This is a genomic window from Aquirufa sp. (assembly GCF_964796385.1).
On record NZ_CBAUBA010000024.1, the window covers coordinates 1 to 24,743 of the forward strand.

The 24,743-nt window shown below is 40.9% G+C and carries 22 protein-coding genes and 1 pseudogene; 18 read left to right on the forward strand and 5 right to left on the reverse strand.

All coding sequences use genetic code 11. The features are described 5' to 3' along the window. The 8 genes and pseudogenes from AC1W6K_RS08240 to AC1W6K_RS08275 form a co-directional block, all read left to right on the forward strand. Positions 1 to 247, forward strand: a pseudogene (locus tag AC1W6K_RS08240) (L-2-hydroxyglutarate oxidase); the annotation flags it as partial. 208 nt (positions 248 to 455) lie between these two features. Further along, on the forward strand, positions 456 to 2,204 hold the full coding sequence (locus AC1W6K_RS08245) for an ABC transporter ATP-binding protein (protein WP_481947128.1): 1,749 nt from the start codon (positions 456 to 458) through the stop codon (positions 2,202 to 2,204). A 100-nt stretch (positions 2,205 to 2,304) separates the two neighbouring features. Next, complete coding sequence (ilvD, locus tag AC1W6K_RS08250; RefSeq protein ID WP_481947129.1) at positions 2,305 to 3,981, forward strand: dihydroxy-acid dehydratase; 1,677 nt, start codon at positions 2,305 to 2,307, stop codon at positions 3,979 to 3,981. 85 nt (positions 3,982 to 4,066) lie between these two features. After that, positions 4,067 to 5,809 (forward strand): biosynthetic-type acetolactate synthase large subunit, encoded by a 1,743-nt coding sequence (gene ilvB, locus AC1W6K_RS08255; RefSeq protein WP_481719778.1) that lies wholly within the window; start codon positions 4,067 to 4,069, stop codon positions 5,807 to 5,809. A gap of 4 nt (positions 5,810 to 5,813) precedes the next feature. Continuing rightward, entirely contained in the window at positions 5,814 to 6,344 is a 531-nt protein-coding gene (gene ilvN / locus AC1W6K_RS08260; protein ID WP_395785331.1) for an acetolactate synthase small subunit, read from the forward strand. 32 nt (positions 6,345 to 6,376) lie between these two features. Continuing rightward, a complete protein-coding gene (gene ilvC / locus AC1W6K_RS08265; RefSeq protein WP_395785318.1) occupies positions 6,377 to 7,420 on the forward strand; it encodes a ketol-acid reductoisomerase in 1,044 nt (347 codons plus the stop codon). A gap of 89 nt (positions 7,421 to 7,509) precedes the next feature. Beyond that, positions 7,510 to 8,520, forward strand: a complete 1,011-nt coding sequence (ilvA, locus tag AC1W6K_RS08270) for a threonine ammonia-lyase IlvA (RefSeq protein ID WP_481947130.1) — start codon at positions 7,510 to 7,512, stop codon at positions 8,518 to 8,520. A 200-nt stretch (positions 8,521 to 8,720) separates the two neighbouring features. Continuing rightward, a complete protein-coding gene (locus AC1W6K_RS08275) occupies positions 8,721 to 9,860 on the forward strand; it encodes a 2-isopropylmalate synthase (protein WP_481719783.1) in 1,140 nt (379 codons plus the stop codon). A 34-nt stretch (positions 9,861 to 9,894) separates the two neighbouring features. Here AC1W6K_RS08275 and AC1W6K_RS08280 read toward each other — a convergent pair whose 3' ends face one another. After that, positions 9,895 to 10,965 carry a mechanosensitive ion channel family protein gene (locus AC1W6K_RS08280; RefSeq protein WP_481719785.1) on the reverse strand — a complete coding sequence of 357 codons (1,071 nt, stop codon included), beginning with the start codon at positions 10,963 to 10,965 and terminating at the stop codon, positions 9,895 to 9,897. A gap of 111 nt (positions 10,966 to 11,076) precedes the next feature. Between AC1W6K_RS08280 and bamG the strand changes: the two genes are divergently transcribed. After that, positions 11,077 to 12,396, forward strand: a complete 1,320-nt coding sequence (gene bamG / locus AC1W6K_RS08285; protein ID WP_481947131.1) for a BamG family beta-barrel-assembly machinery protein — start codon at positions 11,077 to 11,079, stop codon at positions 12,394 to 12,396. Between the two features lie 10 nt (positions 12,397 to 12,406). Then, on the forward strand, positions 12,407 to 12,949 hold the full coding sequence (lptC, locus tag AC1W6K_RS08290; RefSeq protein ID WP_481947132.1) for an LPS export ABC transporter periplasmic protein LptC: 543 nt from the start codon (positions 12,407 to 12,409) through the stop codon (positions 12,947 to 12,949). Here lptC and AC1W6K_RS08295 read toward each other — a convergent pair. Genes AC1W6K_RS08295 through recN form a run of 4 tightly spaced genes read right to left on the reverse strand, consistent with a single transcriptional unit; the run spans position 12,946 to position 15,952 of the window. Further along, complete coding sequence (locus AC1W6K_RS08295) at positions 12,946 to 13,320, reverse strand: c-type cytochrome (RefSeq protein WP_481719791.1); 375 nt, start codon at positions 13,318 to 13,320, stop codon at positions 12,946 to 12,948. The two genes, lptC and AC1W6K_RS08295, sit on opposite strands and share 4 nt — an antisense overlap. Continuing rightward, entirely contained in the window at positions 13,317 to 13,931 is a 615-nt protein-coding gene (locus AC1W6K_RS08300) for an SCO family protein (protein ID WP_481947133.1), read from the reverse strand. Before AC1W6K_RS08300 ends, AC1W6K_RS08295 begins: the two co-directional genes overlap by 4 nt. Then, positions 13,903 to 14,295, reverse strand: a complete 393-nt coding sequence (locus AC1W6K_RS08305) for a hypothetical protein (RefSeq protein ID WP_481947134.1) — start codon at positions 14,293 to 14,295, stop codon at positions 13,903 to 13,905. Before AC1W6K_RS08305 ends, AC1W6K_RS08300 begins: the two co-directional genes overlap by 29 nt. After that, entirely contained in the window at positions 14,288 to 15,952 is a 1,665-nt protein-coding gene (gene recN / locus AC1W6K_RS08310) for a DNA repair protein RecN (protein ID WP_481947135.1), read from the reverse strand. The genes AC1W6K_RS08305 and recN overlap by 8 nt, the downstream gene beginning before the upstream one ends. A gap of 142 nt (positions 15,953 to 16,094) precedes the next feature. On the opposite strand from recN, the gene sucD reads away from it, so the two are divergent. From sucD to porN, 8 genes are all read left to right on the forward strand, one after another. After that, positions 16,095 to 16,973 carry a succinate--CoA ligase subunit alpha gene (gene sucD, locus AC1W6K_RS08315; protein WP_395785308.1) on the forward strand — a complete coding sequence of 293 codons (879 nt, stop codon included), beginning with the start codon at positions 16,095 to 16,097 and terminating at the stop codon, positions 16,971 to 16,973. A 13-nt stretch (positions 16,974 to 16,986) separates the two neighbouring features. Beyond that, positions 16,987 to 18,177 (forward strand): hypothetical protein, encoded by a 1,191-nt coding sequence (locus tag AC1W6K_RS08320; RefSeq protein ID WP_481947136.1) that lies wholly within the window; start codon positions 16,987 to 16,989, stop codon positions 18,175 to 18,177. An 89-nt stretch (positions 18,178 to 18,266) separates the two neighbouring features. Continuing rightward, complete coding sequence (locus AC1W6K_RS08325) at positions 18,267 to 19,055, forward strand: uroporphyrinogen-III synthase (RefSeq protein WP_481720089.1); 789 nt, start codon at positions 18,267 to 18,269, stop codon at positions 19,053 to 19,055. Positions 19,056 to 19,187: 132 nt separating this feature from the next. Continuing rightward, entirely contained in the window at positions 19,188 to 20,126 is a 939-nt protein-coding gene (locus AC1W6K_RS08330; RefSeq protein ID WP_481947137.1) for a PorP/SprF family type IX secretion system membrane protein, read from the forward strand. A gap of 159 nt (positions 20,127 to 20,285) precedes the next feature. Next, entirely contained in the window at positions 20,286 to 21,413 is a 1,128-nt protein-coding gene (gene porK, locus AC1W6K_RS08335; RefSeq protein ID WP_481720093.1) for a T9SS ring complex lipoprotein PorK/GldK, read from the forward strand. 35 nt (positions 21,414 to 21,448) lie between these two features. After that, on the forward strand, positions 21,449 to 22,204 hold the full coding sequence (gene porL / locus AC1W6K_RS08340) for a type IX secretion system motor protein PorL/GldL (RefSeq protein WP_481720095.1): 756 nt from the start codon (positions 21,449 to 21,451) through the stop codon (positions 22,202 to 22,204). A gap of 27 nt (positions 22,205 to 22,231) precedes the next feature. After that, positions 22,232 to 23,821 carry a type IX secretion system motor protein PorM/GldM gene (gene porM, locus AC1W6K_RS08345; RefSeq protein ID WP_481720097.1) on the forward strand — a complete coding sequence of 530 codons (1,590 nt, stop codon included), beginning with the start codon at positions 22,232 to 22,234 and terminating at the stop codon, positions 23,819 to 23,821. Between the two features lie 10 nt (positions 23,822 to 23,831). Then, complete coding sequence (gene porN / locus AC1W6K_RS08350) at positions 23,832 to 24,737, forward strand: type IX secretion system ring subunit PorN/GldN (protein WP_481947138.1); 906 nt, start codon at positions 23,832 to 23,834, stop codon at positions 24,735 to 24,737. Positions 24,738 to 24,743: the final 6 nt, after the last annotated feature.

Sequence of the window (24,743 nt, forward strand, 5' to 3'; positions counted from 1 at the left end):
TTCCAAAGAAGCTTTTACAAAAGCTTTACAAGTACTTATTCCCGAAATTCAAATCAATGATTTAGTTGAAGGAGGTGCCGGCGTTCGCGCGCAAGCATGTGATCGTACGGGAGGTTTGTTGGATGATTTCTCGATCGTTCAAGATGAGAAGGTTATCAATATTTTAAATGCTCCAAGCCCAGCGGCGACATCTGCTTTATCTATTGGTAAGTCGGTAGCCGAAATGGCGCTGGTGCGGTTTGGGTAAATTTCAAAGACGCGATACTTCGCGTCTTTGAAGAGAAATAGACGCGAAGTATCACGTCTGCACAGTATAATAGACGCGAGGTATCGCGTCTCTACAGTGTAATATTCGCGAAGTATCGCGTCTCTACGGTATAATAAACGCGAGGTATCGCGTCTCTACAAATTTGGCGCGAGTTTTCGCGTCATGGAAAAAATGATCCGTCACCAACATGAAATTATTGCTTAATTACCTTACTCATTACCGCTGGCGTGTTTTTGCAGCGCTAGGTCTCGCTGCCACCAACCAGATTTTTTCGTTAATGGATCCCTACATTTTTCGAAAAATTATCGATGACGTAGCCGCGGTTTATCATGCCGATACACACACCATGGCACAATTCGTAGATGCCATTTGGCCTTTAGCCTTAGCGTCTGTAGGTGTGGCTTTTGTTAGTCGGGTGGCGAAAAATTTTCAAGACTATATGATTAATACAGTCACCCAAAAGGTGGGGGCCAATTTATATTCCGATGGCATCCGACACTCCCTGGAATTGCCTTATGAAACCTTTGAAGACCAACGATCCGGCGAAACGCTAGGAAAATTGCAAAAGGTCAGAACCGATGTGGAGAAGTTGATTACGCTAGGCATCAACATCCTATTCCAGTCGGTGATTGCGCTTGTCTTCATCTCGATCTATGCATTTTCTGTGCATTGGATGATTATGCCTTTATTTCTTGTGACGGGTCCACTTATCGCATGGGTATCCTCCGTTTTAAGTAAAAAAATCAAAGTCATTCAAATCGAAATTGTCAAAGAATCGACCGGTTTAGCAGGATCTACGACCGAATCCCTACGCAATATCGAGTTGGTGAAATCACTGGGTTTAGCCGAACAGGAAATTGCACACTTAAATGCAACAACGGAGAAAATCCTAAAACTCGAATTGAAAAAGGTTCGCTATGTGCGCTCCATGGCCTTCGTGCAAGGGACATGCGTGAACCTTTTGCGTATGCTCATGGTCGTGGTATTAATTTATTTAATCTATCAAGGCAAAATTACCATTGGTCAATTCTACTCACTCAACATCTACTCATTCTTCTTATTTAATCCCTTGCAAGAGATCGGAAATGTGGTCAACACCTTCCGCGAAGCCGAGGTATCATTGCAAAATTTTGAACAGATTTTAGCTATTCCAGGCGAGCAAAAGCCGGAAAATCCGAAGGCAATTACGCATATTGAAGATTTGACATTTGATCATGTGTCATTCCAACATCAATCCGCGACCCAAGAAGCGCTGTCCGATATTTCATTTCAAGTCAAAGGTGGCGAAACCATCGCGTTTGTTGGACCATCCGGTGCCGGGAAATCCACGCTAGTGAAATTACTTGTGGGTTTATATCGTCCGAAAAAAGGAAATATATATTACAATGGTGAGCCAGAGAATGCCATTGATTTTGACCAACTGCGTAAAAAAATTGGTTTTGTGACTCAGGATACTCAATTGTTTTCCGGCTCGATTCGAGAGAATTTATTGTTCGTAAATCCGTATGCGACCGATGCCCAATGTATGGAGGTGTTAGAAAAAGCGGCATGTCAGAGTTTGTTGGCGCGCGCCGACAAAGGCCTTGATTCACTCATTGGGGAAGGTGGTGTAAAAGTATCAGGAGGGGAGAAGCAACGTTTAAGTATTGCCCGAGCATTATTGCGTGATCCGAATTTATTGGTTTTTGATGAAGCAACTTCAGCGTTAGACTCCTTAACGGAAGAAGAAATTTCTGAAACGATTCGTGCAGTTTCGCAAAATGCGGAGCATTTGACTATCTTGATCGCCCACCGTTTGTCCACGATTATGCATGCCACGCGCATCTATGTTTTGGAGAAAGGGGAAGTGGTCGAATCGGGGAATCACGCTAGTTTGTTGGCCGACAAAGGTTTGTATTACGCCATGTGGCGCCAACAAGTAGGGGAAAACAAATAAATTATTTTGAATTTCCTTGATTAGCCATATATTGTTTGGCAATCCTTTGGCTTGAACAAATCGGATTGCGTATATTTGTCGTTTGAAAAAATTTAATCCTATGTCATTAAACAAATTCTCAAGAACCTTAACTCAAGAAGTGACAAATCCTGCGGCGAAAGCAATGCTTTATGGCATTGGATTAACTGCCGAGGATATGGATAAGGCCCAGATAGGTATTGCAAGTACCGGTTACGAAGGTAATCCATGCAATATGCACTTAAATGGCTTATCGGTTCATGTGAAAAAGGGAATTCAAGAAAATGGCATGGTGGGTTTAATCTTTCATACGATAGGTGTGTCAGATGGTATGACCAATGGAAACGACGGAATGAGTTATTCTTTACCATCTCGTGATATTATTGCCGATTCAATTGAAAATGTTGTGGGGGCACAATGGTACGATGGTGTTATAGCGGTCGTGGGTTGTGATAAAAATATGCCAGGAGCGATGATGGCGTTAGCACGTTTGAACCGTCCTGGAATGTTGGTTTATGGTGGTACCATTCGGTCCGGAATCTACAAAGGAGAAAAATTAGATATTGTATCAGCTTTCGAAGCGCTGGGTAAGAAATATGCGGGCACCATTTCAGATGAAGATTATGAAGGGGTTATTCGGAATTCAATTCCGGGTGCGGGGGCTTGTGGAGGCATGTACACAGCGAATACGATGGCATCTTCCATGGAGGCAATGGGCTTAGTTTTGCCAAATTCCTCGACATACCCAGCTACGCACGAAGGAAAGAAAGCAGAGTGTTTGGCAATCGGTGCAGCGATGAAAGTATTATTGGAGAAAAATATTTGTCCGCGCGACATCATGACCCGACATGCATTTGAGAATGCGATGACGGTCGTAATGGCATTAGGTGGAAGTACCAATGCCGTGTTGCATTATTTGGCTATTGCACATTCTGCGGGGGTGAAATTTGACTTAAAAGACATTCAAGATATTTCAGATCGTACACCATTGATGGCTGATTTGAAGCCTTCCGGTAAATATTACATGGAGGATGTTTTGGAGATTGGGGGAATGCCCGCGATCTTAAAATATTTGTGGAAGGAGGGTTATTTGCATGGTGAATGTTTGACTGTGACAGGTAAAACAATGGCTGAAAATTTGGCGGATGCGCCAGATTTGGATTTTGATTTACAAAAAATCATTTTTCCAAAATCGAAGGCATTGAAATCATCTGGACATATTCAAGTCTTGTATGGCAATTTAGCCACAGAAGGCGCCATTGCGAAGATTACTGGAAAAGAAGGCGAGCGATTTGAGGGGCTAGCGAAAGTGTGCGATCGTGAAGAAGATGTGATGGAATTTTTATCCAAAGGAGAGATTAAAGCAGGGCATGTAGTCGTTATTCGTAATGAGGGACCGAAAGGTGGACCAGGGATGCCCGAAATGTTAAAGCCAACCTCTGCTTTGATGGGAGCTGGTTTAGGGAATTCGGTAGCGATGATTACCGACGGACGTTTCTCTGGAGGCACACACGGATTTGTGGTGGGTCACGTAACGCCAGAAGCACAAGATGGGGGAAATATCGCCTTGGTGAAAGATGGAGATAAGATTACGATCGATGCAGTTGACAATAAAATCATTTTGCATGTGTCAGATGAGGAGTTGGCAGAACGTCGGAAGGCGTGGAAACCATTGGTTTCACCGCATACATCAGGCGTTTTACGGAAGTATATCAAAAATGTTGCCTCAGCGAGTTTAGGCTGTGTGACAGATTTATAAAAAATGATAATTACCCTTTTTTTCTATCATGCGATGGCTTAATTTAGCCTTTCCTTGATTTTAAAAACCAAATAGAATGAATACCATGGGACAAACCCAAACGCAGACTGCTGATTCGAACCAGGCCGACCAGAAAAAATTCTTGACGGGCGCTCAGGCGATTATGGAATCTTTGGTTGCGCAAGGGGTTACGACTATTTTTGGGTATCCGGGGGGTGCGATTATGCCAACCTACGATGCGCTATTTGATTATCAAGATCGGTTGAAGCACATATTAGTGCGTCATGAGCAGGGTGCTGGTCATGCCGCGCAAGGCTATGCTCGTATGTTGAATAAAGCAGGCGTTTGCATGGTAACTTCAGGTCCTGGAGCGACCAATTTGATTACTCCAATTGCTGATGCGATGTTGGATTCAACGCCTTTAGTATGTCTTGTGGGCCAAGTTAAAGGAAATTTACTCGGTACAGATGCGTTTCAAGAATGTGATTTAATGGGGATTTCCATGCCAGTGACGAAATGGAATTATCAAGTGTTGGATCCCAACGAGATTCCAGAAATCATCGCCAAAGCATTTTACATTGCAGAATCGGGTCGCCCCGGTCCAGTATTGATTGATATTACACGCACCGCTCAGTCTGAAATGATGACGGAGCCCTTTAAATTCACACCTTGCACATCCATTATCTCGTATAAACCACGTATCGAGCCGAAGAAGGAGCATTTAGAGGCAGCTGCTAAGTTGATCAATGGGGCAAAAAAACCCTACATATTAGCGGGTCACGGAATCATTATCTCAGGTGCAGAAAAAGAATTAAATGAATTAGTTGACAAAGCAGGAATTCCCGTGGCGACAACTTTATTAGGCATGTCCTCCATGGATGCGGATCACCCCATGTTCGTTGGCTGGCCCGGTATGCATGGAAATTACGGCGCTAATGTATTAACAAATTCATGCGATGTGCTAATCGCTATTGGTATGCGTTTTGATGACCGGATAACGGGAGATTTGTCGACCTATGCAAAACAGGCGAAAGTAGTTCACATTGAAATTGATCCAGCGGAAATTGATAAAAACGTAAAAGCAGATGCACCGGTAGTAGGTGATGCCAAATCCGCTTTGCGTGCGCTTTTGCCGCTGATTAAGCCTGCGGAACATAAAGAATGGCGTGCGGAATTTGACGCATTTGATAAAGAAGAATATGAAAAAATTACCTTGAAAGATGTATTTCATGATGGGGATCAAATTAAAATGGGTGAAGCCATTGCCATGTTGTCTGATAAGACAAAAGGGGAGGCTGTGATTGTAACAGATGTAGGTCAACATCAAATGGTGACTAACCGGTATTATCGGTTTAAGAAAAGGAATTCAAGTGTGACATCAGGTGGAGCAGGAACGATGGGTTTTGCCCTACCGGCGGCATTTGGGGCAAAAGTAGCTGTTCCAGAACGCGAAGTTGTGGCTGTGATTGGAGACGGTGGTTTCCAGATGACTTTACAAGAGTTGGGTACAATCGCACAAAGTAAATTGCCCGTTAAAATCATTATTCTGAATAATAATTTCTTAGGAATGGTGCGTCAGTGGCAAGAGTTGTTTCATGCACGTCGTTACTCTTTCGTTGAATTAGAAAATCCAGATTTTATTATGATAGCCAAAGGTTTCGGTATTGAAGGTCATAAAGTATCTGATCGCGGTTTGTTAAATGAGTCGCTAGACACCCTATTGAATTCCGAGACGCCTTATATTTTAGAAATTGTATGTGAAAAAGAGGGAAATGTTTTCCCAATGGTGCCTTCGGGCAGTACCGTAACCAATGTGAGGCTAGAGTAATATGTTGACAAATTATACACTTTCTGTATTTACCACGAACACGGTAGGTTTATTAAATCGAATTACGATCATTTTCACGCGTCGCCGACTGAACATTGAGAGTTTAACGGTTTCGGAAACAGAGCGTCTCGGGGTTTCACGTTTTACGATTGTTATCCGAAATGAAAATCGGGATGTCGTAGAGAAGTTGGTGCGCCAAATCCGAAAAGTAACGGATGTCCTAGCTGTCTATGGTTATTTAGATGATGAAATTATATATAATGAAGTTGCGCTTTTTAAGTTGGCAACGCCACTTGGTGGCGAGCCGATTGACGTGAAAACGATTAATTTAGATTGGAATGCTAAAGTGGTCCATTGGGGATTGGAATATGTGGTGGTAGAGAAAAATGGAACGGGTGATGAATTAGGTGAATTTTATAACTACTTGAAAAAGTGGGAAATATTAGAGTATATCAAATCGGGTCGTATTGCTGTAGGTAAGACGGAAAAAGGTTTGGTGGAATTTCTTCCCGAGGGTAATTGGGAAATCGTATAATCGAAAAAGTTTATAAATTAAAAGACAAAAAAATGGCAAAGATTAATTTCGGTGGAGTTGTTGAAGACATCGTAACACGAGAAGAGTTTCCTTTAGAGAAAGCTAGACAAGTATTAGCTGATCAAACAATCGCAGTAATTGGTTACGGCGTTCAAGGTCCAGGTCAGGCGCTTAACATGAAAGACAATGGTCTGAATGTGATTGTAGGCCAACGGAAAGGTAAAACTTATGACAAAGCTGTTGCTGACGGTTGGGTTCCAGGTGTAACTTTATTCGAAATCGAAGAAGCATTGGAAAAAGGAACGATTATTTGTTACTTACTTTCGGATGCTGCTCAAATCGAATTATGGCCAACGGTTAAGAAATATTTGACGGCTGGGAAGTCGCTTTACTTCTCACATGGATTTGGAATTACGTATAAAGAAAAAACTGGAATCGTTCCTCCGGCGGATGTAGATGTATTTTTAGCTGCTCCAAAAGGATCAGGTACATCTTTGCGTCGTTTGTTCGTAGCTGGTAAAGGCTTGAACTCTTCATTCGCTGTATACCAAGATGCAACAGGAAAAGCACGTGAAAAGTGTATCGCTATGGCGATTGGTGTAGGTTCAGGATATTTATTTGAAACTGATTTCTACAAAGAAGTTACGTCTGACTTAACTGGTGAGCGTGGAACTCTAATGGGTGCTATCCAAGGTATTTTCGCTGCACAATACGAAGTGTTACGCGCGAACGGTCACTCTCCATCAGAAGCATTTAACGAAACAGTGGAGGAATTGACGCAATCGTTAATGCCATTAGTAGCTGAAAATGGAATGGATTGGATGTATGCCAACTGCTCTACGACGGCGCAACGTGGTGCTTTGGATTGGTGGAAACCTTTCCGCGACGCGACTAAGCCTGTATTCGAGAAATTATACAACTCTGTAAAAACGCAAGCAGAAGCAGAGCGCTCAATTACATTGAATTCTCAACCGGATTACCGCGTGAAATTAGATGCTGAATTGAAAGAAATGGCAGATATGGAAATGTGGAGAGCAGGTGCTGCGGTACGTAGCTTACGTCCGGAAAACAACTAACTTTAACTTGCTTTAATTGGAGTCGCTTGGAATGATCCAAGCGACTTTTTTTATTGGCGGGCTTTTGGTTTTTTGTACATTTGCAAGGCATGGAATTCAACAAACTTAATCACGTTCCAAGCCTCGAAGAAATCAAGCAAGCTGCTAAACAAATCCAAAAGGTCGTTCGCGAATCTCCATTGGAATATGCAGCCTGTCTGTCTGAACGGTACGGAGCAAACATTTATTTGAAGCGAGAAGATTTGCAGGGTGTTCGATCCTACAAAATTCGCGGTGCCTTCCATAAAATTTCAAGTATTCCTGTCGAACTACGCGCTCAAGGAATCGTAGCTGCTTCTGCAGGAAACCACGCGCAAGGCGTAGCGCTTGCCTGCGCACTTTTGGGGATTCAAGCCTATATATTTATGCCCAAAAATACGCCTTTGCAAAAAGTGGAGGCTGTTCGATTTCATGGGCAAGAACGCGTTAAAATTAAATTAGTTGGCGAAACCTTCGATGAGGCGTATGCAGCATCACTCGCTTTTTGTGCGAAGAATAACGCAATCTACATTCCTCCATTTGACGACTTTGATATCATTGCAGGCCAAGCCACCGTTTGTCTTGAAATCTTAGATCAAGTTCCTGAATCACTTGATTACCTTATTTTAGCTGTTGGCGGTGGCGGTTTGGTCGCTGGCTCAGCCCTGATTCTCGACTATTTATCTCCTAATACGCGTCTAATTGCTGTTGAGCCAGAAAAAGCAGCATCGTTGACCGTAGCCATGGCACATGGTGCTCCTGTGGTTTTACAGGAAATAGATTCATTTGTGGATGGCGCTGCGGTTAAACGCATGGGTGACAAAACGTTTGAAATAATTCAAAATCGAATCGATCGTGTATTAGCTATTGAAAAAAGCCATTTATGTCAAACTATGCTAGATTTGTATCAATTTTATGGCATGATCGTTGAACCCGCTGGAGCGTTGTCGGTGGCTGCTTTATCCACCATCGCAGCCGAAATTAAAGGCAAGACTGTTGTTTGTGTAGTTTCTGGAGGAAATTTTGATCCGAAGCGTTTCCCTGAAATTCGCGAATTCGCAAAAATTGCTCAAAAAGAATAATTTTTTTCAAATTTTTCACTCCAATATAAAATCGTATTTAAGATTATTTATCTTTTTTGGGTCTAATTATGGTTAAAAAATCTGTAATTGTGCTTTTTTTTCAGTAAAACTAGTTAATTAGTCTAATTAGTGTTCATGCGCGTAATTGCTTCCTAATCTAAAATAATTTAGTTTTACGCTCTAATTAGCAAACAAGCCGCATGAGTAATCGCATTCAAATTTTTGATACTACGCTTCGAGATGGAGAACAAGTTCCAGGTTGTCAGTTAAACCGAGAGGAAAAAGTTGAGGTAGCTAGAGAGCTTGAAAAATTAGGCGTTGATGTCATAGAGGCTGGTTTTCCCATTTCATCTCCTGGTGATTTTGCTTCGGTAAAAGCCATTGCTGAATCGGTTACAGAGTCGACCGTTTGTGCGTTAACGCGCGCCAAAAAAGAAGATATAGATGCTGCTGTAGCAGCCTTACAATCGGCTCGTCGTCCGCGTATTCATACGGGAATCGGTTCATCAGATGTTCATATTAAACATAAGTTTAATTCAACTCGCGAAGAAATTATCGAGCGTGGGGTGTGGGCTGTAAAGTATGCCAAATCCTTCGTTGAAGATGTCGAATTCTTCGCCGAAGATGCTGGTCGGGCCGATTTACCATTCCTTGCTAAATTAACTTCCGAAGTTATCAAAGCGGGTGCGACGGTTGTCAACTTGCCTGATACAACTGGATATCTTTTGCCAAATCAAATGTTTGATCGCATCACTTATTTGTTTGAACATGTTGATAATATTCATCAGGCAACAATTTCCATGCATAATCACAATGATTTAGGATTAGCGACGGCAAATACCATGGCAGGTATTCAGGCAGGTGCGCGTCAAGTGGAAGTAACGATCAATGGAATTGGAGAGCGAGCCGGAAATACCTCATTAGAGGAGGTTGCCATGATCCTAAATGTTCACAAAGATTTGGGCTATACGACAGGAATTAATCCGAAATATTTATACCCAACAAGTTGCTTGGTTTCGAATTTGATGGGTATGCCTGTGCAGGCTAACAAAGCCGTTGTGGGCGCTAATGCTTTTGCTCATTCATCGGGTATCCATCAGGATGGATTTTTAAAGCATGCGCAAAATTATGAAATCATGAATCCGGAGGATGTGGGCGTGCCTTCTTCCGCGATCTTATTGACCTCACGTTCTGGTCGGGCAGCCTTGCGCCACCGACTAAACATCTTGGGATTTGATTTTGAAAAACCTGAATTAGATAAAATTTATACGCGCTTTATTTTGATGGCCGATGCCCGAAAAATGATTCATGATGAAGATCTGAAAGAGTTAGTTGGTTAATCAACCATCCGAGGGACGCGCAAGTGTCCCTTTTTTATTTCACGCTACTCGCCAATTTGATTTGATTAGCCTCTAGAATTTGTAGAATTTGCAAATTGATTTCTTGTTTCACTAGTTGGAATTTAGCAAAGTCTTTCGTTTGTACGAAGAAGGTTACGCTGATTTCCAGCGCGTACAAGCCGAATCCCTCAAACACAACTTTAGGTGCTTTCTTTTTACATAAAGCATCCTCGAGAATCGTTTTCTCAATAGCTGCTATGGCAGGTTCAATTTGATTCGTTTGCGTTTGAAGGTCACAGGTTAAGGTAAATTTAGCCCGACGGAATTCGCGATCTGTCAAATTTTCAAGGGACTGTGATGTAAGCAATCGGTTTGGAATCACAATTAAATTTCCATCCACGCCTCGAAGGCGCGTACTACGAAAGCCAATTTTTTCGATGTCGCCAGAGATTGTGCCAACTTGGATCGTGTCACCAACTACGAAGGGTAGGTCTAAAAAAATCGTAAACGACGCAAATAGATTCTCGAGCGTTTCTCTTGCGGCCAAAGCAAGCGCTAAACCACCTAAACCTACCCCTGTAATTAAGGCAACTACATCTACTTCGAAAATACGACCGAGTAAAACAAAACTAGCACCGGTGATAATAAAGACCATGGATAGGTCGTTTATAAACGGAATGAATTGCTGTTTTGCTTTCTCGCCTACCCCCTTCCATTTTTCTTGAGCGACCAAAATACCCACTTTCATTAAGCGAATGATTACCCATGTGAAAGAAAGAATAAGCGTTGTTTCAAAGGTCTTTTTGACTAAATATAATAGGCCAAATTTATCTATTGACGCGATATTCCAGGTTTGTGGTATATGTAAGTTTTGAGATGCCAGATAGAGGAATACCCAAAAGAGCAATAACTCAAAGGGCTTCCGTAATAACTGAATACAATCTTGAATAGAGACCGATTCTACAGGAATGAATCGGTATACAAGTTTAGAAAACGAATTGGAAATAAAACGGCGAATTAAAATCCCTACAAGTAAAACTCCCAAAAACGCGAGTAAATCAAAAGCAGTATTTTCAAGCCATACCCATTTATGTAATCTTTCCATACATCATGAAAACAAATTATGATTTCAAATATAGCTAATATCTTATTCGATTATGAAAAAAATTACGACCTTTGCAGACTTGAATTATATAATAGAGCCGATTTTAACCGCATGATTTACAAGCAATTGATTTATACCCAACTTTCTAAAAAGGCTCTCCGAGTATTTTTTTGTGCCTCATTTTGTTTTTCATTTGGCATTTTTCAAACGTCCTTCGCGCAGACTATTGTAAATTCTCCGCTCTCTTACATAGGTATGGGGGAAATCTATCCGGCCGAAACACCTTCAAATTCCATGATGGGAGGAATTGGAATTTCCAATTCGAATGGAATCTACTCGAATCAAATGAATCCAGCGTTACTAGCTCGAAACCGTTACACAGTATTAGAAGCTGGAATTAATGCGGAATTAAAAAATATGCAAGATTACCGTCAGCGCCAACAAGTTTTGGGGGGTAATTATCAATCATTTAGTTTAACCTTACCCATGTCAAATCGTTGGACCATGTCATTCGGGATCCGTCCGCATTCTAATGTTAATTATGAGACTAAATCATACCGAAGATTAAATGTTTTAGGTGTAGATAGTTTGATTTATGGCTACAAAGGAACAGGGGGCGTAAGTAAATTAACAATGAATCATGGCGTTCGTATTGGAAAAGAATTTTACATTGGATTAGAAACTGCGTATTTATTTGGAACAGTTTCGCGTCAAGTATCAACGCAAAATTTGTCTGATGGGCAATACTACAAGATACAACTTGAAAATGCGACACGTTATTCTGACTTTTCATTTAAAGCGGGAATAGCCTATCGGCACATGATTAAAAATGATATTTTCCTTAATCTAGGAGCGACATTTGATTTATCTAATCAGCTAGGTGCAACGAATTTACGTCGTTTTGCCACCTTAGATTTGACTGGATTAAATGTGATTAACTCGGATACACTTGAAAAAGAGACGAAGTTCAATCAAAAAATCCCTGTTGCCCAGCGCTTTGGTATTAGTTTAGAGAAACCGGCGGTATGGATGGTTGGCGTTGATTATTCACGCACAAATTGGACTGCTATTCAAAATAATTTAGGCCGGTCAGCCAAATTGCCTACTACCTCAACAATTGCCTTTGGTGCGGAATATACACCCGATTTTGAATCTATTTCAAATTTTTTCAAACGAACTACCTACCGTGTAGGTTACAGTTATGCAACAACCCCATATGATTTCGCGGGGAATGGGCGTTTTGCGAAAGATGAATTTGTTAGCGGAGGATTCGCTTTCCCATTACGTAATTTCTTGAATTACATTAACATTTCATACCAGTTCGGCCGAAGAGGGTTGTTGGCCGACAACGCCCTTGAAGAACAATACCAGCGCGTTGTGATTGGATTAACCCTAGGAGATGCCTGGTTCCAGAAAGTCAAACTAAACTAATATCGTATCCATGCGCCAGCTTCGGATTATTTATTTGTTCGGTTGGGTCATTTGCCTTCTCGCTTGCAGCGAACAAAAAAAATCTGTTAACTTAATATTTAAAGGTCCAAAATCAGAACTTTCAGGTATCGATATGATTTATTCTGATTCTGCCCGTGCAGTTGTTCGCATGGTTACGGAGAGTCAAATTACGACGCCAACGGAAGATCGAATTTACCCCAAAGAGATGAAGCTTTGGTTTTATGATAAATTGGGAAATGTAACCTCGATGATTCGAGGAGATTCTGCGCATTTTTTTCGACAAACTAATTCGTACCGTTTAATGGGTCATGTGGTTATCAATAACCAATTAAAAGGGGAGCTGATTAAGACCGATGAGTTTACCTGGTTACCAGGGGAAAAGCGGATTTTCACAGAAAAACCCGTTTCAATCAAAACGCGAACGGAAATTATTCACGGCGTAGGCTTAGACGCAGCGCAAGATTTTTCAACGTATTCGTTGCGGCATGTGACTAATTCTATTTTGACCGTAGATGAATTACCCACTAATTAATCTACCCCCTTCAATGCGATTCTAGTTGAGTCAAATGAAAAAATTTGCTCATTATTTCCCCACTCATGGCGCATAAACGTGATTATTTCAGCAATGTCAATCGCATGTAATTTCGGATTTGCAGGCATGTAACCTGACGCAGATTTACGCCCTTGTTTGATTAACTTGGCCAGATCATTAGCAGGAATTTTACTTTTTGTGATAGCTGGATATAAATTTCGAAGACCTAGCCCATTCGATTGGTGGCAATTAGCGCAATTATTTTCATATTGAACTCTCCCCTCAATCACATATTGCTCATGGAGAATCTCCTCTTTAGACTGGCACGCGATAAAACTAAAAGCCAAAGCGGCTAACAATATGTGTTTCATTTTAGTAAGATTTCTAAATCTTCAATTAGGTGATTTACTTCTTCTTCTTTTGTTCCATCGTAAATTCCACGGATGTGACGCTGCTTATCCACTAGGATAAAGGCACCGCTGTGCACAAATCCACCTACCTCATTTTTATCTTCTTGTGTTGTCACCATATAGCTTTTTTCTCCCAAGGCATAAATGGCTTTTTTGTCACCTGTCAGCATGTTCCAGCGCGGAGCTTTTACGTCTAAGCGACTCGCATATTGCCTTAAAATATAAGGTTTGTCAAAATCAGGGTCAATGCTATGCGATAGGATTCGAATTTGATTATTCGTTGCATAACGTTCATAAATACGCAGCAACTGCGTTTTCATTTTTGGACAAATCGTTGGACACGTCGTAAAAAAGAAGTCGGCAATGTAGATTTTCCCCTCCATATCTTTTTCGCTTACCCAGATTGAATCCTGATTAAGGAATCTAAACGGAGGGATTTGGTGGTATATCGTATCTGTTTTTCCACCAATAATACGTGTTTGGTGCCTTCCTAAAAAGGGCAGTTTTTTGTCTTGCGTGCAACTCAATGCGACAAATAAAAGACTAGCGAGAAAGATACGTTTTAGCGGCATGAAGACTTGAGTCTGTTGATGTTTTTAATCGGGTCAATGCAGAATATTGTGATTGAAGGTAGGTTAATTTTTCGCCAACGGCCAATTTAGATAAGCTGTCGAGTGAAAACTGATGCATCCATTCCATCATAGATTGATCTGCCTGATCTAGTGCATGGATAATTTGTTTAATGTCTACAGAATCTTTTCCTTTGGAAATGCTATCTAAGGAGGATTTGAATGAAATCAATTGTTCGGTTTGCGGCATTAACGTATCGTGAAGTTTCAATACTTTTTCTTGTAATGCGGAACTCAATTTTTCTTCTGCAGTCGTACAAGCAAAAGCTGTCGTAAGGAAGACTATCGTAACGATTTTTTTAAGCATGATTTGATTGAATTAATTTTCGAACATTCTCTTTAAGCTCAACATATCCTTGCGTCCCTCCAATCATTTTGGCAATCTCATCCACGCGATCTTCCCCTTTCAGTTCTCTGAGGCTAGTAACTGTTTTTTCACCTGCATGATCCTTGTAAACGAACCAATGATGCGCACCTGCTGCTGCAATTTGGGGCAGGTGGGTAATGGCAATGATTTGATGTGAATGGCTCATTTGTGTTAACATTTGGCCAATTTTAATTGCAATTTCACCTGAAACGCCGGTATCTATTTCATCTAAAATGAGGGTAGGCAATGCGCGTTTTTCAGCTAACAAGTGCTTAATTGAAAGCATGAGTCGGCTCATTTCTCCTCCCGAAGCAATTTGGCGAAAGGGCTTAGGCGCCAATCCTTTATTTGCCGAAAACAATAATTGGATTTTATCAATCCCTGACATTTGAATTTCTTGTTCCCGTATTTCCCAATCGAGTGTTGCGTTTGGAATGCCGAGTGCTTGTAGTGATTCTTGTAATTTGTGGGTGATGGGTTTGTAGACCTCCCTGCGGTTAGCTTGTAATTGAGCAGCTTGGGTTTGGGCTAATTTAAAGGTTGATGCTACCTGTTTTTCTGCCAAAGCCAGTGCTTCGTCTAGATTGGCATGACTTGAAATCTGATTATCAATGTCATCACGAAGCTGAATCAATTGGTCAATCTCTCGTAACTGGTATTTTTGAAGTAGACGATTTAGTAAATCAAGTCGCTGTTGAGATTGGATTAATTCGTTCGGATCAGACTGGAAATTTTGAGCTTCTCGTTCAATTTCGTTGGCCAAATCTTTTGTCTCTAGCCAAATACTCTCTAACCTTTTTTGCCAGCTCGCATAATCCTCTCCAAATTTACTTAGTATATTAACTTGTTGTAACGCGGCACGCATTTGCTCAACAGTTGATATATCGGCTGCGCTCATTAAATTAGCCAGCTGCGCCAACCTTTCGTTGATTTGCTCAGCGTTTTGTCCTTTTTCTACCTGAGAACGAAGCGTTTCATATTCATTAGGAATGAGATTTGCATCACTTAATTCCTGGAATTGAAATTGCAAAAAATCTAGTCCTTGTGTTCCTTCGGCTGCTTTTTTTTGTAATACTTGCAGGTCTTTTGTCGCTTGATTGTATAGTCGATAACTCGTTTGGTAGGCCAATTTAAGCGTCTGGTTTTGCGCAAAACTGTCAACTAACTCCAGTGTAAAATCTGTATTAGCGAGCCACCAGGTGTCTTGTTGGGAATGTATGTCAACCAATTCTTGGCCAATTTTTTTTAGCGAATCTAAGTTGACTGGACTGTCATTTACGAATGTACGTGATTTGCCTTGTGGGTTAATTTCACGTCGGATAATACATGGTTCTTCGAAATCAATACCTTCTTCTTCGAAAATTTGTTGGATGTGCGGATAAGGCGCTACTGAAAATGTGCCCTCGATAATGCACTTTTTTTCTGGGTCAAAGAGAGATTTTCCGTCGGATCGGGCACCCATAAGTAGGGAGATTGCACCTAGCAAAATGGATTTGCCGGCACCCGTTTCTCCCGTGATCACACTCAAGCCGTCGGATAGGCTCAAATTAATTGAGTCTATGAGGGCGTAATTTTGAATGTGTAGGTGCTTAATCATGTAATGGTATTCGAATTCGAATTTACACAAAAATATGTTGTTCGATTTTTTATTTCCAAGCTTAAAAGGTTTTTGATGAATTTTATCAATAATTTGTACCTTTGGAAAAATTTCTTGCCTACGTATATTTAATCCCTACCCAATGAGTGTTTTAGTTAACAAGAATTCGAAAATTATAGTCCAAGGATTTACCGGAACTGAAGGTACCTTTCATGCCGAACAAATGATTGCCTACGGTACGCAGGTTGTAGGCGGGGTTACTCCAGGAAAAGGTGGTGGTTCTCATTTAGATAAGCCTATTTTTAATACGGTTTCAGAAGCGGTTGCTAAAACGGCAGCGGATACGTCTATCATTTTTGTTCCGCCTGCTTTTGCTGCAGACGCAATTATGGAGGCTGCTGAAGCTGGCATTAAAGTGATTATTTGTATCACGGAAGGAATTCCGACGAAAGATATGATCATTGCGAAAGAATATATACAAAATTTTGATTGCCGATTAATCGGACCTAATTGCCCGGGAGTAATGACAGCTGAAGAATGTAAAGTAGGCATTATGCCTGGTTTTATTTTCCAGAAAGGTCGGGTGGGTATCGTTTCCAAATCAGGTACTTTAACGTATGAGGCAGTAGATCAATTAACTAAAGCTGGATTAGGCCAAACAACTGCTATCGGAATCGGTGGTGACCCTATTATTGGTACAACCACTAAAGAAGCGGTTGAACTTTTAATGAATGATCCAGAAACAGAGGGTATTGTGATGATTGGAGAAATTGGTGGAGGCATGGAAGCTGAAGCAGCACTTTGGATTAAAGCAGACGGGAATCGTAAACCGGTCGTAGGCTTTATCGCTGGCCAAACAGCCCCAAAAGGACGCCGAATGGGTCATGCGGGTGCGATTATTGGTGGGGCGGATGATACAGCAGAAGCAAAAATGAAGATCATGAAAGAATGTGGAATTCATGTTGTTTATTCTCCTGCAGATATTGGTGAAACGATGATTAAGGCGTTAGCTGGAAAATAATAAAATCAAAAGGATGCATCCTTTAGTTCAAAAATCTGCTCACCTGAACTTAATTAGCCAGGTAAGCAGATTTTTTTTATGGGGTTTACTTAGCCTATTTGTGCAAGTAGGACATGCGCAATGGAAGCAATCACATGCATTTGAGAAGGAATGGATGGTGTATCAGCCAACCGTCAAGGGGTTTTTACCCTATATTGCATCAAAACATTTTGGGTATAAATCAAAATCACTGGCTGTAAATCCGGCTGATTATCCGAATGGATATTTACGGATTAATCCCGAGGCTGATTATCAATTATTTATTCAAGGGGAATTTCAGTTATTTCTGTCTAAGGGACAGTTAATTCGTTTGTCGCTCGATAGTTTACAGCAAAAGTATACGGACGAGAGTCAGCTTGTTATGACAATTTATAGTTCTGATTTGAAGGGGCTGCCGAGCGAGTTTAGCGTCGAACGGAAAGTTTTAGAAAACGCCGACTCGATGGCCGATTTTCTAACCATAAAACGCCGAAATTCATTTATTTTTTATCAATTTTTCGGCTTTTCTTTTTTGGTTTTACTTCTATTTATTGGAATCTTGTTTGCGGTTTTTCCACGCTATTTTCACACGTATTACCGTTTTTCAGATTGGATTCATTGGGAGGTAAAAGAAGATGCCGTATTAAAAAGCCCCTTTGCCTTCCCTAATTTATGGGTCATTTTTACATTGAGTCTAATTACGGCGTGTTTGTCATTTTTTAACCGGCTCATGCAGCAATCTAATGATGCGCTTTTCGAATCGTGGGAAAACGTCCAAACCATTGGAGCATCTCTCGGATTTTTAGGTATAAAAACTTTGATTGCCTTTATTTTGTTTATTTCGCGGTATTTTGTTTTTAAATTGTTCGCAAATTTATTTCGCTTGTCCCAAGTGCCTAAGGCTCACTATTTCAAATCCTTACAGACTAATTTTCAATTTTTTACTGGTTTATTTTTATGCGTAGGTTTATATTCATTGTATCAAGGACCCTTGGTTTCAATCAATCTGACGCACATCTCGTACGTGATAACCGGGTATTTTATACTTAGATCGTTCTATTTATTTCAAGTTTTTCGGAAATCATTTCAGTTGAACCAACTCTCACTTTTGGCTTATTTGATTTTAATGGAGGGCCAAGTATTGGTCTTCGGTTTACGCGAATTAATTTTCCCGGAGTACATGTAGTCGCTATAATTTTTTGAATAAAAAAAACGTATATTTGCAGGCATTTTGAGAAATAGTAGTCTCAGACGCATTAATTGAATATTGTTCTTATGAGTGAAATTACAAATGGCATCCAGCAGGATGCCAGTCGGCTAAAGAAAGTAAAAAGTATCCTGGTTACGCAAGCTGCTCCAACGGATGCGAAATCTCCTTACTTTGAGATTGAGCGTAAATACCATGTGAAAGTAGATTTTCGTCCTTTCATTGAAGTTCAAGGTATTGCCTACAAAGAATTTCGGAAGCAAAAAATAGAGATTTTGGCACATTCGGCCATTATTTTTACGAGCCGCAATGCCATTGATCATTTCTTCCGTATCTGTAAGGAGGCAAAAATTGAGGTACCTGCCGATATGAAATATTTTTGTATCACGGAACAAACGGCGAATTACCTACAAAAATATATTGTGATTCGTAAGCGTAAAGTTTTTACGGGCACACGTACGGCGTTGGATTTATTAGAGATAATCAAGAAACATAAGACAGAAAAATTCTTATTTCCATGTTCAAATAAACGCCAAAAGGATTTACCAGACTATATGGGAACGAACGATTTCCAATTGACAGAAGCTGTGATGTATGAAACTGTTTCAGCCGATTTGTCAGATTTGGAAAATGTTTTTTATGATATAATTGCATTTTACAGTCCTTCTGGGATCACTTCTTTGTTCTTGAATTTCCCTGATTTCAAACAAAATAATACACGGATCGCGGCATTTGGGCCAACTACGGCGCAGGCGGCCATAGATGCAGGTTTAATCATTGATATTCAAGCCCCGATGCCCAGCGCGCCTTCGATGACGGGCGCACTTGAACTTTATATCAAACAAGTGAATAAATAAATCAGTTTAGCTCCCACCGGGAGCTTTTTTTTTCCTTAGCTTTGTCAAACCTCAAAGGATTGACAAAGCTTGGGAGAAATCAGTTTGCTGGTTTGGTCAATTAATCGTTATTTTAAGGATTGATATTCATTCATGGGCTATTTTTCACGTTTCTTCTTGTGGATAATTTTGTGTTTGTGCCTAGCACCTCAAATTAGTTTGTATAGCCAATTAGGCCCCCAGTTAAGCATGTTTACGCAAAATCGGATCTATTTAAATCCGGCTTATTCGGGTGATGGCGATCGTGCATACGTTCAATTACATGTTCGAAATCAATGGACCGGGTATCAAGCAACCCAAGAAGGAGCAGGGAGCTTAGGGACGCGCCTACTCAGTGCATCTGTACCACTGGGAGAAACAGGACTAGGGCTTGGCTTGAATTACTTATCGGATTTGACTCCTTCAGGCGTTGGATTACAAATTGCTAATCTTCAGTTAGCTTATCAATTGGCTATCGGGGAGTCTCAGATTTCTTTTGGTGGTGGTTTTGGATTGCAAACCCAATCAGTAGATGGAACTGTTTTTCGTGTCCGTGATTCAGGTGACCCACTTGTGGGTGAGTTTACCGGGAAGCAAGTTAGTCAAGCGAAATCGACCTCACGTGGTGGGATTCTATTTAAACGCAAACAATTACACATCGGATTAAGTAGTTCATTTTTTCATCAAGCTCAGGAATTCAGCTTGCATGCGGAACATACAATACCCGTCTTATCGAGTTTGGAACTTAATCCATTTTTTCGGGCACGTTCAATAGCTGATGCCGTAATAATCGAGCCAGGTGTGCGTATTGTGTATCAAAATGCGATTTGGGTAGGTGGTAGTTTTAGATCGAACGATGCCATCGTGGGAATGATTGGCGCAAGTATCTGGAAGCACAGACTAGAAGCAGGATATTCAATCGACTATACGACTGTTAATTTACCGGTTAAATCGCTTTTGACACATGAAGTTTTTTGTCGGTTCAACTTGCCTAATTTTACATTCAAAACAGTAAATGCCCCAGTCAAAACGCCACGTTTTAGACTAAATTAGGCACTTTTAGTCTGCTTAAAAAAAATAGCTTTTGTGTATTGATTGTCAGAAATATACTTTAATTTTGAGGAATTTGAATTAATTATGTAGTGCTGTAGTGCCACATACAATATTTGTTACTTCAAATCGTTTTGTACAAAGATCTATTAATTCGTGTATATGAATTTTAAATTAGTTGGTAAGCAACTCGCCTTAAGTTTATCTGTAATTGTGTTGGCCATGGCAGTATATAGTTGTGGCGGCCCCAAAAGTTCCAAGTCTTCGGGTGGTAAAACGTTAAGTAGCTCCAAGGGAGGTGCAAAAAAAGGGAAAGGTTTACTTAGTTTTGGTAAGCAATCCAAAGAGGCACCTGGTGTTGAAAATGGGGAAATTGTGGCCGCTTCCCGTAAAGGATGGAGCCAACCTACTCCTTATGGTATGGTTTTGGTGCCATCGGGAAGTTTTATGATGGGTCAAGCAGATGAGGACGCGTCTCGTTCAGGAATCAGCTTTAATAAGCGTGTGACGGTAGCAGCGTTTTACATGGACGATACTGAAATAACCAATCATGAATACCGTCAGTTTACAGGTGCTTTGTTAAAGGATTCTGTATCCGTGCTAGGTGAGGATAAGATATTTACCGAATATTATCCCGATACTACGGTTTGGAATAGTGATTTTACGTACCACAATGGGGATCCGATGACGGAATACTACTTTTCGAGTCCTGCTTTCGATTTATATCCTGTCGTAGGGGTGAGCTGGGATGCCGCTAAATATTTTTGTTTGTGGCGTTCTAAAATGATGAATGATTTTAGGAAAAAGCAAGGCTTATATATTTTACCCCGTTTTGAATTACCTTCTGAATCTGAGTGGGAATGGGCGGCTCGAGGAGGTCGTGCTGCTTCCAAATATCCGTGGGGTAATCCGTATGTAGCGAATTCAGTTGGCTGTTTACAAGCTAATTTCAAGCCACATCGTGGTAATTATGATGCGGACGGATATTCGTATACGTCACCTGCGAATGCATTTGAGCCGAATGATTTTGGCTTATACAATATGGCTGGAAATGTGGCTGAGTGGTGTGAAGATGCGTATGCCGACAATGCCTCTGCGGTAACATGGGATTTGAATACGGTCAATAAAGATGCCGATGAACCACGAAAAGTTACGCGTGGGGGATCTTGGAAAGATATTGCTTATTATTTGGAAACAGGTACACGTGCCTACGAGTTACAAAATAAAAAACGTTCCTATATTGGTTTCCGATCTATGATGCGGTACCTAGGACGTCCAGCAGTTAAATAACATTCATTTTACAACATATTAATCGAATAAGTCAAATGGGATTAGAAAAATCAATCAACGTCGTAGCTAGTTTTGGTGCTGCTGTAGTTATTGTTGGCGCATTATTTAAAATCGTACACTGGACAGGTGCTAACGAAATGTTAATGGTCGGCATGTTTACCGAAGCAGCCATTTTTATTTTGTTTGGTGTTTTGTACTTAAAAGCAAAACCCGAGAAGGAATATAATTGGGAAAATGTGTATCCAGAATTAATGGGAGATAAGCCTGCAGCGCCACGTGCATCTACTGGATTAGCTGATCTAGCTAACCAGCCAGGTTTAGGAGCTGATGTCGTAGCTAACTTAACTAAAAGCTTACAAGGTTTGACTGCAACGGCAAATAGTTTACAAGAAATTTCAAAGGCGACTGGAGCGACACAAGAATTTGTGCAATCGTTAACTACTTCTTCGCAATCATTAGGAGCCCTTAATAAAACAGTTGCTGATGCAACAACTTCATTAGGGTCTATTTCAATTTCATCTACTGAAGCTGCAAAATATGCGCAGCAATATGCGAAAGCCGGGGATCAATTGGCCGCATTGAATGCTGTTTATGAAACTGAAATTCAGGAATCCTCCAAGCATTTAAAAGCAATCAACGGGTATTATTCTAATGTTACGGCGACAACGGAGCAGCTTGCAGCTTCTTCGAAAGACGCTGCTTTGTTTCAAGCTGAGTTAGCAAAATTAAATGCTAATATTCAGTCTCTGAATCAAGTATACGGAAGTATGTTAACTGCAATGAAAGGGTAATCACGTTTTTGTCACGTATAAAATACTATGGCTAGTTTAAAAGAAACACCCCGGCAGAAAATGATCGGGATGATGTATTTAGTGTTAACCGCTCTTCTTGCCTTGCAAGTTAGTGATGCCCTTTTACAAAAATTTACGCTTCTTAACTCAAGTTTGGAAGTTGCCAATAATTCAGCTGCCTCCAAGAATAAGGGAATGGTGCAAGGAATACAGGAGCGCATTAAAGATCTACCCAATCCAGACGCTTATGCCGATGTATTGAAACGGGCAAATGAAGTAAAGAGAGAGGCAGATGTTTTAGTTGGTCATTTGGAGTCGTTAAAGTCACAGGTTTTAGAGACTGGTGGTGGTATTGATCCCGAAACTGGTAATATCAAAAATCCAAAAGAAGAAGAAAAAGTGTTTAGCTTAATGGTAGGTTCCAATAAATCAGGAGAGGCCTATAAATTAGTTGGGCTTTTCGATGCTTACGTCAAAAAATTAGAAGGCTTAGCCGATCCTGGAACAAAATTCCCTAGCCTTGCTACAGATGGAAAAACTGATCCCATCGCGAGTAAGGATCCGAATCAAGCCAACAAGGATTTTGCTGAATTAAATTTTGCACAAACTCCTGTACCTGCTGCTATGGCGACAATCAGTCAAAAGCAAGCTGAGGTAAGACGCTACGAAAGTGATGTTTTAGCGCAGCTAGCAGCCAAAGTAGGTGCGAAAGAAATTAAGTTTGATAAGGTTTTTGCACAAGTATCTGCTAATGCGAATACGGTTGTAGCCGGTATGGATTATCAAGCTGAGGTATTTATCGCAGCCACATCTAGTGGCTTTACCCCGCGCATGAGTTTTAATGGTGCTTCTATCCCTGTTACAGATGGACGTGGTCAAATCAAATTTAAAACTTCCGGTGGTGGCTATGATGCGAATGGTATGTCAAAAAAGACATATACAGCCTCTGTTTCCTACATGAGTCCGGCAGGTCCAAAAACAGAAACGATTCAAAAAGAATATTTTGTATTAAAGCCTACCTATAATATTGAGACAGCGACTTTGCCGGCACTTTATTTAGGCTGTGCAAACCGACTAAGTGTTGCTAGTGCTGGTTTAGGGGCACTTTGGAATCCAACTTTTACGGCTGATGGTGGCGAGGCAATCGCTGGTCAAACGCGAGGAAAAGTAACTATAGTGCCAAGCGCGGCTACAATTACGCTAAATGTAGCTAACAGTGGGACTTTATTAGGAAAAGAAACTTTCCGAGTACGTCGTGTGCCAAGACCGGATGTGAAGGTATTTGGTAACGGTGGAGAGCTAGATGAAAAGCGTGGCGCAAGTGCGTCAGGTTTACGTAGTATCGATGCACGTGCCTTGGCTGATGAGTCGTTCAAATCAACAAACCCAGAAGATGCGAATTTCCGTGTTTCTGAGCTTTACGTTGCTTTGGCACGCGGCCAACGGAAAATCGATGATTTAACCTTGCCTGGCTCGGGCTCAATTGCTAAGTTAGCAGCTCAAGCACAAGCTGGTGATCGTTATTACATTGAAATTAAAGGAGTTCAACGTAAAAACTTTAAGGGTGCCGTTGAAACAATTCCATTTACCATGGCGAAAAATATTCCGTTGAATTAATACGAAATACATGAAATTAGTATCTAAATTTTTATTGTTTAGTGCATTTGTGGGCCTTTCATTTCAGTCCCTTGCACAAGAAAAGCCAGTTCCAGTTAATCCAAACTCAGTTCGTCCCATTGATGAATCCAGTATTCATTATAAAGCGCGTTTGTGGCGCCGAATGGACTTGAATGAAAAAATTAACCAGCCTTTCTTTTCGGTCAATAATGAAATCTCTAAATTTATTTTGGAATGGGTAAAAGCGGGAGTTTTAACTCCTTACTCCAATGATTCATTAGTGACTAAGTTGACCACAGACCAATTTCAAGAAAATTTGAAAATGGAGGAGCAGTCAGAGGAGTCAGCTCTATCGGATGCTGAAAAAGCAGCCGGTTTTGGCGCTGAGGGTGCTACGCCCACTGCTGCTAGTGGAACAGACGACGGCTGGGGTGGAGGCGCTAAGCCTGCAGGAGCTCCAGTAAAAGATGCCTTTGAAGCGAAGCCAGCAAGTGCTGCCGTTTCTTATTACTTCCCCAAAGAATTGTCTATTTTAGAAATATGCGAAGATGCGGTTATTGACCGTAGAAGATCTCGTTTGTACTTTGATATTCAATCTATTACGCTAATCATCCCAGCATCTAAAACGAAGGCCGGATTTGATAAATCAGTTGCATCTTTCCGCTACAAGGATTTGTATAAGTTGTTCCGAAGTAATCCTAATTGTATTTGGTATAATTCAGAAAATGAGACTCAGCACAAAAACATGGCTGATGCTTTTGATTTGCGAATGTTCCAAGCGCGAATTATTAAGAAAGGTAATGTGGAGAATAAGTTTCTTACCGATTTATATGGGGGAGAGAAGGAAGGTCTAATGATGTCCCAGCTCTTGGAGTATAAATTACTTGAAATGGAGCATGACCTCTGGGAAAACTAAAATGTA

Coding starts and splice junctions, on each gene's coding strand:
- AC1W6K_RS08280 (WP_481719785.1), bottom strand. CDS start 10,965: ATGGAAAGATTACATAAATGGGTATGGCTTGAAAATACTGCTTTTGAT.
- sucD (WP_395785308.1), top strand. CDS start 16,095: ATGAGTGTTTTAGTTAACAAGAATTCGAAAATTATAGTCCAAGGATTT.
- ilvC (WP_395785318.1), top strand. CDS start 6,377: ATGGCAAAGATTAATTTCGGTGGAGTTGTTGAAGACATCGTAACACGA.
- AC1W6K_RS08320 (WP_481947136.1), top strand. CDS start 16,987: ATGCATCCTTTAGTTCAAAAATCTGCTCACCTGAACTTAATTAGCCAG.
- ilvA (WP_481947130.1), top strand. CDS start 7,510: ATGGAATTCAACAAACTTAATCACGTTCCAAGCCTCGAAGAAATCAAG.
- porM (WP_481720097.1), top strand. CDS start 22,232: ATGGCTAGTTTAAAAGAAACACCCCGGCAGAAAATGATCGGGATGATG.
- AC1W6K_RS08330 (WP_481947137.1), top strand. CDS start 19,188: ATGGGCTATTTTTCACGTTTCTTCTTGTGGATAATTTTGTGTTTGTGC.
- AC1W6K_RS08245 (WP_481947128.1), top strand. CDS start 456: ATGAAATTATTGCTTAATTACCTTACTCATTACCGCTGGCGTGTTTTT.
- AC1W6K_RS08295 (WP_481719791.1), bottom strand. CDS start 13,320: ATGAAACACATATTGTTAGCCGCTTTGGCTTTTAGTTTTATCGCGTGC.
- porK (WP_481720093.1), top strand. CDS start 20,286: ATGAATTTTAAATTAGTTGGTAAGCAACTCGCCTTAAGTTTATCTGTA.
- AC1W6K_RS08275 (WP_481719783.1), top strand. CDS start 8,721: ATGAGTAATCGCATTCAAATTTTTGATACTACGCTTCGAGATGGAGAA.
- porN (WP_481947138.1), top strand. CDS start 23,832: ATGAAATTAGTATCTAAATTTTTATTGTTTAGTGCATTTGTGGGCCTT.
- AC1W6K_RS08300 (WP_481947133.1), bottom strand. CDS start 13,931: ATGCCGCTAAAACGTATCTTTCTCGCTAGTCTTTTATTTGTCGCATTG.
- bamG (WP_481947131.1), top strand. CDS start 11,077: ATGATTTACAAGCAATTGATTTATACCCAACTTTCTAAAAAGGCTCTC.
- lptC (WP_481947132.1), top strand. CDS start 12,407: ATGCGCCAGCTTCGGATTATTTATTTGTTCGGTTGGGTCATTTGCCTT.
- AC1W6K_RS08305 (WP_481947134.1), bottom strand. CDS start 14,295: ATGCTTAAAAAAATCGTTACGATAGTCTTCCTTACGACAGCTTTTGCT.
- ilvD (WP_481947129.1), top strand. CDS start 2,305: ATGTCATTAAACAAATTCTCAAGAACCTTAACTCAAGAAGTGACAAAT.
- recN (WP_481947135.1), bottom strand. CDS start 15,952: ATGATTAAGCACCTACACATTCAAAATTACGCCCTCATAGACTCAATT.
- AC1W6K_RS08325 (WP_481720089.1), top strand. CDS start 18,267: ATGAGTGAAATTACAAATGGCATCCAGCAGGATGCCAGTCGGCTAAAG.
- porL (WP_481720095.1), top strand. CDS start 21,449: ATGGGATTAGAAAAATCAATCAACGTCGTAGCTAGTTTTGGTGCTGCT.
- ilvB (WP_481719778.1), top strand. CDS start 4,067: ATGGGACAAACCCAAACGCAGACTGCTGATTCGAACCAGGCCGACCAG.